The organism is Mycoplasma tracheobuteonis (genome assembly GCF_054456995.1).
Genome location: NZ_JBTKTG010000002.1, coordinates 90,045 through 102,702, shown reverse-complemented (window position 1 = coordinate 102,702; position 12,658 = coordinate 90,045). Strand labels below are relative to the sequence as shown.

At 29.6% G+C, this 12,658-nt stretch carries 11 protein-coding genes; 6 read left to right on the top strand and 5 right to left on the bottom strand.

The features are described 5' to 3' along the window. Nucleotides 1–166: 166 nt before the first annotated feature. The 5 genes from ACX1M8_RS01205 to argS form a co-directional block, all read right to left on the bottom strand. Nucleotides 167–2,119 (bottom strand): DNA topoisomerase subunit B, encoded by a 1,953-nt coding sequence (locus tag ACX1M8_RS01205; protein ID WP_458835235.1) that lies wholly within the window; start codon nucleotides 2,117–2,119, stop codon nucleotides 167–169. A gap of 131 nt (nucleotides 2,120–2,250) precedes the next feature. Then, nucleotides 2,251–3,519, bottom strand: coding sequence for a thermonuclease family protein (locus ACX1M8_RS01200; RefSeq protein WP_458836625.1), 1,269 nt, complete (start codon nucleotides 3,517–3,519; stop codon nucleotides 2,251–2,253). A gap of 44 nt (nucleotides 3,520–3,563) precedes the next feature. Then, the gene (gene fba / locus ACX1M8_RS01195) at nucleotides 3,564–4,430 is read right to left on the bottom strand and encodes a class II fructose-1,6-bisphosphate aldolase (protein WP_458798195.1); all 867 of its coding nucleotides are present in this window, start codon (nucleotides 4,428–4,430) and stop codon (nucleotides 3,564–3,566) included. Between the two features lie 9 nt (nucleotides 4,431–4,439). Beyond that, nucleotides 4,440–4,700, bottom strand: coding sequence for a DNA-directed RNA polymerase subunit delta (rpoE, locus tag ACX1M8_RS01190; protein ID WP_458616311.1), 261 nt, complete (start codon nucleotides 4,698–4,700; stop codon nucleotides 4,440–4,442). Between the two features lie 46 nt (nucleotides 4,701–4,746). Next, nucleotides 4,747–6,402, bottom strand: a complete 1,656-nt coding sequence (gene argS, locus ACX1M8_RS01185) for an arginine--tRNA ligase (protein WP_458810525.1) — start codon at nucleotides 6,400–6,402, stop codon at nucleotides 4,747–4,749. Nucleotides 6,403–6,564: 162 nt separating this feature from the next. Between argS and ACX1M8_RS01180 the strand changes: the two genes are divergently transcribed. The 6 genes from ACX1M8_RS01180 (at nucleotide 6,565) to der (ending at nucleotide 12,507) form a co-directional block, all read left to right on the top strand. Next, nucleotides 6,565–7,794 (top strand): class I tRNA ligase family protein, encoded by a 1,230-nt coding sequence (locus ACX1M8_RS01180; protein ID WP_458798193.1) that lies wholly within the window; start codon nucleotides 6,565–6,567, stop codon nucleotides 7,792–7,794. A 7-nt stretch (nucleotides 7,795–7,801) separates the two neighbouring features. Beyond that, nucleotides 7,802–8,587: a 23S rRNA (guanosine(2251)-2'-O)-methyltransferase RlmB gene (rlmB, locus tag ACX1M8_RS01175; protein WP_458836624.1), complete on the top strand. Its 786-nt coding sequence runs from the start codon at nucleotides 7,802–7,804 to the stop codon at nucleotides 8,585–8,587. Between the two features lie 641 nt (nucleotides 8,588–9,228). Beyond that, a complete protein-coding gene (locus ACX1M8_RS01170; protein WP_458836623.1) occupies nucleotides 9,229–9,990 on the top strand; it encodes a hypothetical protein in 762 nt (253 codons plus the stop codon). A 55-nt stretch (nucleotides 9,991–10,045) separates the two neighbouring features. Further along, entirely contained in the window at nucleotides 10,046–10,477 is a 432-nt protein-coding gene (locus ACX1M8_RS01165; protein WP_458798190.1) for a hypothetical protein, read from the top strand. Nucleotides 10,478–10,517: 40 nt separating this feature from the next. Next, a complete protein-coding gene (gene cmk / locus ACX1M8_RS01160; RefSeq protein WP_458616305.1) occupies nucleotides 10,518–11,204 on the top strand; it encodes a (d)CMP kinase in 687 nt (228 codons plus the stop codon). After that, nucleotides 11,197–12,507 (top strand): ribosome biogenesis GTPase Der, encoded by a 1,311-nt coding sequence (gene der / locus ACX1M8_RS01155; RefSeq protein ID WP_458807273.1) that lies wholly within the window; start codon nucleotides 11,197–11,199, stop codon nucleotides 12,505–12,507. Before cmk ends, der begins: the two co-directional genes overlap by 8 nt. Nucleotides 12,508–12,658 lie beyond the last annotated feature (151 nt).

The window sequence follows — 12,658 nt, the reverse complement described above, 5'->3', positions numbered from 1 at the left end:
TTTCTTTTGCCATTTTTAATAATTTATGAATTTACACAAAAATATATATAGCATCCTGAAGATAGTATAACATTGCCTACTAAGCAAAGGATCTGATACTAATTTGCCTAACTTCTAGTGCTAAAAGTATAAAAAAACTTATAGCCGAGGCTATAAGAATTTACTATTATAAATCAATATTTTTAACATATTTAGCATTAGTTTGGATAAATTCACGTCTTGGTTCGACACGTTCACCCATAAGTGTTTCAAACACTTGATCTGCTTTATATGCGTCCTCAATTTGAACTTGAAGCATTTTTCTGTTTTCAGGATCCATTGTTGTTTCTCATAATTGTTCAGGATCCATTTCTCCAAGTCCTTTGTAACGTTGAATAGTAATTTTAGTATTAGGATTTAAATCAGCTAAAATATCATCTTTTTGAGCATCATTGAATGCATAAGCAACAAATTTATTTTGTTGAATTTTGTAAAGAGGTGGTTGAGCAATATAAATAAATCCGTGTTCAATTAAAGGTTTAAAATATCTGTAGAAGAATGTGAGCAATAATGTTCTAATGTGAGCACCATCGACATCGGCGTCAGTCATAATAACAATCTTGTGGTATCTTAACTTGTTAATATTGAAGTTATCACCTAATCCGGTTCCTAGAGCTGTGATTAATGAAAGAATTTCTTCGTTAGCAAGGACTTTTTCTTGACGAGATTTTTCTACATTAATAATTTTCCCTCTTAACGGTAGAATGGCTTGAGTTTTTCTGTCTCTACCCATTTTAGCACTACCACCAGCTGAGTTCCCTTCGACTATATATAATTCTGAGACTTCAGCATTCTTAGAAGTACAGTCTGATAATTTACCAGGTAATCCTCCACTTTCAAAAACGTTTTTTCGTCTTGCGTTTTCTCTGGCTGCATTAGATGCTAAACGTCCTTTACGAGCTGTTGTAGCTATTTCAATAATCTTTTTAGCTAAGTCAGGATTTTCGTTTAAGAAACGTTCTAAGATAGGGCTAAATACTTTATTTACTGCTTGTCTTGCATCTTTAGAACCTAATTTACCTTTAGTTTGTCCTTCGAACTCAGGATCAGGGTGTTTAATTGAGATAACTGCTGTAACGCCTTCGAGTAAATCATCACGAGTGAATTTTTCTGCATCAGTTTTGATAATTCCATGTTCAATTGCATAGTTGTTGATTAATCTCATTAGTGAATCATAGAATCCAGAAACGTGACTTCCGCCTTCGTGAGTTGAAATGTTGTTTGTGTAAGAAATTACATTACCACGATATAAATCTGCTAGGTATTGCATTGCTACTTCTACACCGATAACAACATCTTCATCCTTATTGTTTTTAACTGAATATTCACCTTCTGCATAAATAACTGGTGTAACAGGCTTATACCCTTCATTTAATTCGTTGACATAATCAATAATCCCATTATCATATTGGAATTCAACTTGTGTATTATCACGAAGATCAGTTACTGAAACATAAAGCCCTTTGTTTAAGTGTGCAATTTGTTTAGCGTGGTCGATAATTAATTCTTTATCAAAAGGAAGTTCTTCCATTACTAAATAGTCTGGATGGAATTGAATTTTTGTTCCCGTTTCATTAGGATTACATTCTCCAATAATGTGAGTTGATTGAATAGTTTTTCCACCGTTAGCAAATTCTGCAAAATAGATATTTCCATTTCTCTTAACTCAAGCTTTAAATGAATCACTTAAAGCATTAACTACTGAAGCTCCAACCCCATGAAGTCCACCTGAAACCTTATAAGCATTAGATTCGAACTTACCTCCAGCGTTAAGCTTAGTTAATACAACTTCAAGAGCTGAGATCTTAAATCTTTCGTGTGTATCAACAGGAATCCCACGCCCATTATCTTCAACGATAATTGAATTATCAGGAGTAATTGTAATATCAATTCTTGATGCGAACCCAGCCATACATTCGTCAACTGAGTTATCAACAATTTCTCAAACTAAGTGGTGAAGTCCTGATTTAGATGTAGAACCAATGTACATCCCTGGTCTTTTTCTAACATGTTCAAGACCTTCTAAAAACTGAATGTTACTTGCATTATAGTTGTTTTGTTGTTGGTTTTGCTCTGCCATTTTAGCTCCAATTCTAATAAATATTTATATTTATTAGAATTATATCGAAATTTGGACTTTTTCCAAATTGCTCAAGTCGTTTAAATCTAACTAATATGCCTATGAGCTAGATAAAAAAAATAGCATCGCTGCTATTTTTCATCAACATGGAATACATCATTTATATTTTCGGCTCAAAATCCACGTTTTTCTTCTTGAGCTTTCGCTTGAACTTTGATGATATTTGCTAAATAATCTCTTTCTAATTGAGTGTGTGTATAATACTTAGCTTTAGGATTTTTATCTTGAATGTATCAGTATCTAGCAAGACCTTCACGAACTTGTTGTGTACCAAATTCATCATCTAGATTCATTTCAGAGTTAGGGAAGAAGAAACAAATTCATCTACCATAAATATCAGTATCTGTTTGTTTAAGGTAGAAGACATAATTTTCTTCTTCAACAATTTTTTGTAAATTTACTTTTGCTTTTTGAGCATATTCATTTTCTTTAGGAGCTAATTTTTTATCTTTGTCTGGTTTATTTTTAAATGTTTCAGGAGTGTCTACACCTCTAAAACGAACACCTAGATCTCTACCATTGTGCATACGAACATTCATAAATTGATTGCTAATGTCGCTACCATCATTAGATTCTCCAAAAATTACACCATATACTGTATCACCATCGGCTACAGGTCCCATTAGTACTGCATAACCATTTGGTAAATTCTCTTGCATAAAAACTTGATATTGTTTTAATTCATCTGTATATTCTTTATCAAATTCTAAAGCGCTTAGAGAAAAATCAAAACGTTTATTTGCTACTCTGTTATTTAAATTTGATAAGTAAAGTTCATATTTTGATTTACTTTGGTCATTGTTTAAATCATGTTCAATAATGTATTGAGATTTTTGAATCATTTTATCTATTGATAAATTAAATTTAGCTCAACTTTTCTTTATTTGCATATCAGCTTCATTTTCAGCTGAAAACACCTTGTTCATAGCTTTAAAATTATTTTGAATTTTATCAATTTCATCTTGATTATTCATGTGGCTTAAGTTATTAACTTGAGTTGATAAATATTGATTTAAAGGTGCATATGAAGTGATTTCGTTTTTAGTAAGCAAATTCTCTCTAGCATATTTAATAGCTAAAGCACTATTTTGTGGTGGATTTGGCACTGGTTGAGTTATAGGAGTATTTCCTGGTTCGATAGGTTGAGGAGCAGGTTGTGGTTCTGGTTGTACCTCTGGAGTGGGAGTTGGCTTTGATATAGGTTGTTTTTCAGGCTGAGAAGTTGAATCCTTAGTTGGTTGGTCTTGCGTTTGTTTATTGCTGCATTGTACTGTGATAGCTGGTATCAAGCAAGTAGTGATACCTGCTAAAGTTAATATTAAATTCTTAAACTTTTTCATATCTAAATTTTAATCCTTTATTGCTAAAGCAAAACAAAAAAGGCTTATGCCTTTTCGTTTGAACCGAATTCAATTATTTTTTCCTTAATTACCTTGCACATAGCTTCATAGCCTGGTTTGTAAAGCTTTCTAGGATCGTAATTTTTACCTTCTAAATCTTTACCTGAGATTATAAATTCTCTAATTGCTTCATGATTTGCAAGTTGAAGTTCTGTATTAACATTGATTTTTGTAACACCAAGTGAGATAGCTTTTTGAATTTGATCCTTAGGAATACCACTACCACCGTGGAGCACAATTCCAAGTCCAGTTTCTGTAGCTAATTCAGATAGCACATCAAAGTTTAATCCTTTTCAATCCTTAGGATAAATTCCATGTATATTACCGATACCAGCAGCAAGTACTGTAATTCCTTGTCTACTTAATTTAACTGCTTCTTTAACATCAGCAATTTCGCCGGCACCAATAACGCCATCTTCTTCACCACCAATTGAACCAACTTCAGCTTCTACAGACATATTTCTACTTGAAGCAAGGAAAACAAGCTCTTGTGTTAATTCTTTATTTTCTTCGAATGGAAGATGTGAACCATCAAACATAATTGATGTAAAAGCTTCAGATTTAATGGCTTGCATACATCCATCAAAAGTACCGTGATCTAGATGTAAAGCTACAGGAATAGTGATTTTAAAATCCTTGATCATACCAAGAACCATTCCTGATACAGTTTCAAAACCACCCATATATTTTAAAGCACCTTCAGAAACTCCTAGAATAACTGGTGATTTCATTTCTTCGCAAGTGAGTAAAATTGCTTTAGTTCACTCTAAATTATTAATATTAAAGTGAGGAACAGCATATTTATTCTTCTTTGCTTTTTTTAGCATATCTTTTGCATTTACTAAAGCCATGATTACCTACTAAAATTCGATGTTTTTACCTTGTCATTTATCGTTAGGTGTTCTTTGAAATCTTTTATCAACTGTTAAAAGACGATGTAATTCACCCATTTTTGTTTCTCTTACTTTTTCATAAGATTTATCAGCTGTAACAAAACGTTCTTCTCAGTCTGATTTTAATTCATTTTCTACAGCATCAAATAATTCAAAAAAGCTAAATTCAGCTGTAGGGTTTGAATTTACTTTGTTAATTGCGATTTCTAGCATTGTTCTTTTTGACATAATTATCCCCTTAAAAGTATTTGTATTATACTTGATTATTTTATTATTACATTGATTTAGGAGCTGAAACACCAATAAGTTTAAGCCCTAGTTGTAAAACGATTTGTACAGCTTGAACTAAGTAAGCATATGTACTTTGATCTTCGTGATTTAATAATTTAGTTTCAGCGTAAAAACTGTTAAATAATTTAGCTAAATTAATTAAGTATTGAGTCATTAAGTTAACTTTAGTAGTTGAAATAATAGTTTTGATTAATTCATCAAAGTTATCTAATTCAACGATAACTTTTTTAGCTTTATCAGTGAATTGAATGTTTTTATTAATTGCATCTTTAGTTAGTCTATCTAGAAGAGAAACTGCTCTTGAGTGCGCATATTGTACTATGAATACTGGGTTTTTTGAATCTTGTGAGTTAGCGAAGTCAATATCAAAGTCAAATTTATTATTGATTTCTCTTGTTAACATCATGAATCTAATAGCATCTGTTGAAGAAACATCCATTAAATCAGCTAAAGTAACGCTTGTTCCAGCACGCTTAGACATTTTGAATTCTTGTCCATCTTTGATTAATCTAACTAATTGAATAGTTAAGATGTTTAAATTATCTGGATTAAATCCTAAATATTGCATTGCGATCTTCATTCTTTGGATATATCCTGAGTGGTCTGCTCCAAAAATGTTTACTAATTTACTGCATTTATTAAACTTAAATTGGTGATAAGCGATATCAGGTAAGAAATAAGTATAATCACCATTTGATTTGACTAATACACGATCTTTATCATCACCTAAAGCTTTGGTTTTTAAGAATAAGGCACCATCTTGTAGGTAAGTTGCATTTGATAGATCCTTAAGCGTTTTTTCAATAGCACCTGATTGTTTAATTGCTTTTTCGCTTGAGAATGTATTAAATGTAACGTTAAAGCTAGCTAAATCTTCTTTGATTTTATCCAACATAATTTTTGTTGCTATAGTTGCTAATTTTTCACGTTTTATTTGATCTAACTCAATAAATTCGTCACCATACTTATCTTTGATTTGTTGAGCACCTCAAATAATATCATTCCCTCTGTAGCAATCTTCAGGCATTTGGTGTTGGATGTTGAATAATTCACAATATCTAACTCAAATAGAATCAGTTAAGACATTAATTTGATTACCAGCATCATTTACATAATATTCAGCCTCAACATCATAACCTGCATGTCTTAGAATTTTAACAAGTGAATCACCGAATGCAGCACCTCTGGCATGTCCTACATGCAAGAATCCTGTTGGGTTAGCTGAAACAAATTCAACATTTAGTTTTTCTCCTTCTACATATTTTCCACCAAAAGCATCTTGTTCACTGATGACTTGTTGAATAGTTTGAATAAAAGCATCATTAGCTAAAACTATGTTTAAAAATCCAGGACGAGTTACATCAACTTGACTAAATAAAGCATCTTTATTTAGTAAATCAGCTATCTTTTCAGCTGAAGTCATAGGATTTTTATCTACAGCATATTGTTTTACGATGAAAGCAACATTAGTTGAAAAGTCATATTGCACTTGTTGAGCATTTAAGTTTTCAGGAACATTAGGTTGAACCACATTAAAACTTAAATCATCAATTTTAAGATCACTAGTAAAAAAGCCTTCATTTTGTAGTTGTTTTAAAGCTTGATTTATCGCAAGCTTAACTTTTTGTTTTAATGACATCATACTCCTTAAATATAGGTATATTAATAATTTTTTATATTATATAAAATTATTAATATTGTATAGGCTTAAACATTAAAATTTTCACTTCTTATATATAGGATTTTTAATAATTTGAAAACTAAATATATTATAATTGAATAAACTAATTAAGGAGATTTAATGATTAAAGTTTACACTTGTGGCCCTACAGTTTATAATGATGTTCATATCGGGAATTTAAGACCTATTTTAGTAATGGATTTAATACTAAAAGCCCACAGAGCATTAGGAAAAGAATTTAAGTTTGTACATAATATCACTGATATTGATGACAAGATAATAAATAAAGCAATCGAAACAAATCAAAGTGAAGAAGAAATAGCAAAAATATATGCTGATAAGTATCTTGAAATATTAAAAGAATTTAATGTTGACACTATAACAAACTTAGAATATGTAACTGATAATATGGACTTAATTATAAGTTTTATTCAAAAACTAATTGATAATGGTGCAGCTTACAAAGATTCTGAAGGTAATGTTTGATTTGATGTACTAAAATACAAAGATAGCTATGGCACGGTATCAAACCAAAAAATTGATAATATGATTTCTGAAGAAAATGAATATAGCAACTTTAAGAAATCACCATTTGATTTTGCTTTATGAAAGAAAACTAAAGTTGGTGTTGTGTATGATTCTCCATTTTCTAAAGGTAGACCAGGTTGACATACTGAATGTGCTGTATTAATTTATAAACACTTCAATGAGCAAGGTGTGGATATTCACTCAGGTGGTATGGATTTAACATTCCCACATCATGAAAACGAAAACATTCAATTTTTAGCAAATACAGGAAATCCAATTGCTAAAACTTGATTAAGAACAGGACAAATTAATTTAAATGGAATAAAGATGTCTAAGTCACTAAAAAATGTGATCTTGCCTAAAGACTTTATAAAAAGTTATAGTCCTGATGTACTTAAAACAATTTTCTTACAAAATGGGTATACAAGTGAAATTAATATTGATGATAATACATTGGAATCTGTAACAACATTTATTAATAAAGTTAAAAGAATCTATTTTGCAGCTTACTTACAAAATGTTGATAAAAACAGCTATGACAAATACTTATTTGAAAAATCAATGCAAGCAATAGCTAATTTAAGATTCTCTGATTTTAATAAAGAAGTTAATGAAATAATTAAACAGGCTAATAAAACAAAAGAAGATAAATACTATGCAACAATAGTTATGATATTTGATGTTTTAGGCTACGATTTCAAAAAGATAGATTTTAAGAAATATGCTGGAATTTACCACAGTTGAAAAGCTTTAATCAATGAAAAAAAATATTCAGAAGCAGATAAGCTTCGTGATGAATTAACAAGCAATAATTTAATTTAAGGAAAATATGAGAAAAGAAAAACCATCCAGATATGGAAAAAAAGAAAAATTTGAACCTAAAACAACTATAAGCAAGTCAAATAAGGTAAATAATGAAACATTGATTTGAGGTAAAAACTCAGTAATGGATGCTTTAAATAGCAATCTAAATATTTCAAAAATTTATGTAAATGAAGCTTTTAAAAACTTCAAGGTAGAAAAACGCCAAATAGAAGTTGAATTTGTTTCTAAAGCAGTTTTAGATTCTATGTCTAATAATGCAAATCACCAAGGTTATATAGTTTCTATAAAAAGCATTAACTACAGTGATATAGATAGATTAGTAAAAAATAAACCAGAAATTATTTTAGTTTTAGATCATATAGTTGATCCACAAAATTTAGGAGCAATTATCCGTACAGCTAATGCAGCAGGTATTAAGGACATTATTCTACCAAAAGATAATGCAGCCGAAGTTAATTCAACTGCATTAAAAGTCTCTTCAGGTGGATTTGTAGGAATGAATTTCTATAAAGTAAGTTCATTAAGTGCTGTACTAACTAAATTAAAAAATAACTCATACTGAGTTTATTCAACTACACTACAGGAAGATTCAATTGATTACACTACTATTTCATATCCTGAACACACAATAATAGTTATGGGAAATGAAGGAACTGGAGTAAGCAAAAGTGTACTTTCAGTAACTGATCAATGTATCCACATTAATCAATTTGGAACTGTACAATCTCTTAATGTTTCAGTGGCAACAGGAATTGTGCTGTTTGGATATCTAAATTCTAAGAACAGGTAAGCTCCTGTTTTTATTTTGCAAAAGAAAAGTCTGTTTTACGGGAATAAAACAGACGTTGTTAAAATAATTATATTATTATGCGAATCTCGATAAAAAATATAGGTAAGTATCTAATATGTTTAGAATAATATTATTTGGAGGAATAAATCGTATCTTCGAATTATAACGATTTTAATGTCTATAAAAAAGGAGGCAGATCTATTCAAATGAAGTTAAAACAAAATGTGGAAGGATTGTTTTCACAATAAAATAATATATAAAAAGTTTATTCGGAATGTAATATTGAAATATCTATACTAGATCATAAAAAATAAATATATAAGAGATTAAATGTTAATAATATTGATTTTGATTTTTGATATGGAATAATAAATTTTGAAATAAAAAGTGAGTATGTTTTGAGTTGAGGTAATTAAAATAATTACCTCATAATTATTTTACCAATTATGAAGTGAAAAATTTATTTCCATAAAAGTTCCACATTTTTATTAATAAGGCTAGGAGATAGTTATAAAACAAAATATAACTAGTGATATTTTCAAAAAAATGATTCAGAAAAAATCCATTTTAATAAGTAAAATAAATTATCCAATAAGTAGACAATTTAGTAAAATAATTTTATGACGATTACCTGATTATATGTGATTACAATAATACTTGCTACATTACTATTTTATGCAGCATTTAAGATGTATGGATACTTTAATTTTATTAGAGCTGGATTTAATATAAACTGAGTAAGAAAACAAACATATTGAAAACTTGGACAAGGCTCAGCTTACATAAGCATTCTTATTATATTTTTCTGTGTATATGCAACAGGAACACTAAAAGTATGAGGAAATGATAAAACAGATGTTCTAGAACCATTTAGTTGACTAGGAGCTTTTGCTTTAATTAGTTACTGTTCCCTAATCTTTTATGTTGTTATTGTGGTTTTTGCGCTAATAGTATTACTAAGCAAAAAAGAGAGAATACATATTTCATGAGCTGATATATCAGAAATGAATATAGAAGAATATAACTTAGATATAGATAAAAGTTATATTAAAAATAGAAATAGCTTTACAATGTTTAAGGACTACATCACTAATTCAATGATGTTTAAGAAATATCCTAAAATATTTGCTTCTAAAGTTATCTATTATTCTTTAATGTTTATTTATTCTTCACCTGTGTATGAAAATTTCTTTAAGTCACAAATAGACACTTCAGATAGAGAAATTCCTTCAGATCCGGAACTAGATAAATTATTAGTTAGTGAAAGACCTATTGCTGAGTTATTTAAGAATAATAAAGAGTACATTACTTTTGTAATTAAAACAGCTTATCAAAAGGTAAACACATTCCATCCATTGGATGAGAAAGTGTTTAAGGAGGCTGTGATAAAGGCTTTTAAATAGCCTTTTTTCTTTATTTTTATAACTTTTTTGTAAATTAATATAGTAAAATAAAGCTATGGGTAAATTAGGTTATAAAACAAAACAATCTGCCCAAGAAATTCCTTCATTTCAAAGGCTAAAATACCTTGCGATTCAAGATAATAATGAACTTGAAAAAGAAGTGAAATGAATTAATAAATTTTTTGGATCAGAATTAGTCGAAATTAAACATTTTAATATCCAAGCTCCTCAAGATTGATGTGATGAGCAATCTTTTATAACCGATAAAAAGCCAATTAAAAATGTAGAAGATGAATTAAACAAAATTGGAGTTGAATACTTGAACCTATCAGGTTGCTTCATGGAAAATTATTCTTTTTATGAAATTAATGATAAGAATAAAGTAATCTATGAAATCATAAATTCTCAACCTAATAGTACTCAAGTAGCCAATAAAAACAAAGGCACAAATACTACTCGAGTAAAGGTAAATAAACTCGAAATATAATTTTGTGCATTTTTATTTATATTTAATTGTAGGAGAACATATGAAAGTTAATATAGCTATTGATGGACCAAGTGGTGCAGGAAAATCAACAATATCAAAAGAAATTGCAAGACGATTAGGATACACATTTATTAATAGTGGTAGTGCATATCGTGCAGTTGCATATAATGCAAACAAACAAGGAATCGAATCTCATGAAACAGATAAGATCATTGCTTCACTAGAACCTGGAATGATTGAGTTAAAACCTAATGATGTAACATTACTTCGTGGAGTGGATATCTCACACGATATTAGAGCTGATTACATCTCAAAAATTACACCAACTGTTGCAAAGATTCCTCAAGTGCGTGAATTTGTTGTAGATTTCATTCAAAAAATGACACTTAAAAGTAAGGGTTACATTATTGATGGTCGTGATACAACATTTAAAATTATGCCTCATGCTGAAGTAAAAATCTTCCTATGAGCAAGTGAAGAAGAACGTGCTAGAAGAAGATTGGAGCAAAACCAAGCTTTAGGATACAACACAGATTTTCAAGAAGTTTTATATGAAGTTAAATTAAGAGACGCTCAAGATATGAATAGAGCAATCGATCCTCTTCATAGAACTGAAGATGCAATTTATGTAGATTGTACTGATATGAATTTAGAAGAAGTCTTAGATCACATCCTACAAATTATAGATAACAAAATTAAAACCTTACAAGGAGGTAAGAATGCGTAATACAGTAGCTATTATTGGAAAACCTAATGTTGGAAAAAGTACCTTTTTCAACAAGCTCATAGGTAAAAAAGTTTCAATCGTACACGATGAACCAGGTGTTACACGTGATAGACTTTATGAAAAAATCCATTGAGCAGGAAAAGAATTAAAAATCATTGATACAGGTGGAATTGAAATTGAAAATAGACCTTTTCAAGAACAAATTCAAATCCAAGCTAAAATTGCTATCGAAGAAGCTGATGTAATTATCTTCTTATTTGATGGAACAAGCGAAATCACTAATGATGATATGTTTATCATGAATATTCTTCATAAAAGTCATAAACCAGTTATTGCTGTAGCAAATAAACTTGAAGATAATCAACAATTCGATTACACTTGATATAAATTAGGTGTAGATCACATTTTCCCTATTTCGGCACTTCACGGAGAAGGTATTGGTGATGTGCTAAATAGATGTATTGAAGATTTAGATTTTAGTGAAGAAGAAAATATCGAAACATTTAATCTTGCAATTATTGGTAAGCCTAATGCAGGAAAAAGTTCATTGCTTAATAACCTCGCTAAAGAAGAACGTTCAATCGTTTCCCCTATAGCAGGAACAACACGTGATTCAGTTAAATCACTTGTAGAAATTGATGGTAAGGTCTATAATGTTATTGATACAGCTGGTATAACTAAAAAATCAAAATTAGTTGAATCAGTTGACCACTATGCACTAATGAGAGCGATGAACTCTCTTGCTGAAGCTGATTTATCATTAATCGTTATTGATGCAACACAAGAAGAAGTTTCACACTTCGATTCACGTATAATTGGATATGCATTAGAAAACGAAAAACCTATTATTGTAGTTATAAACAAATGAGATCTAGTTGAAAAAGAAACAAATACTATGGCTCAATATGAAAAGAAACTTAGAAACAAATTCCACTTTGTTCCTTGAGTACCTTTTGTGTTCATCTCTGCAAAATACAACCAACGTTTAAACAAATTATATGAAACTATTAATATGGTTAGAACAAATCTTGAAAGAGATATCAAACCTTCAATGTTATCTAACTTAATTATGGAAACTCAAATTATTCAACCTGCTGTACCATTTAATGGTGGTAGATTAAATATTTACTTCGCTCGTCAAGAAAGAGCTAAAATTCCTACATTTACATTCTTTGTTAATAATAAAAAATACTTACACTTCTCATATCAACGTTACTTAGAAAATCAATTAAGAGCAACTTTTGACTTCAGAGGTTGTCCTATTAAAATGAATTTCAAAAACAAGCAAAACGCTATGGAGTAGTGTTAAAACCATTTATATAAATTAAAAATCAAGAGCTTTTTGTTCTTGATTTTTAATTTATCAATTTATCTATTGAGATTTCATTTTAATCCTATGGCATAGGTATTTTGGAAAAGTTGCATATATACTGAAATAAGATTGCACCTTAAAA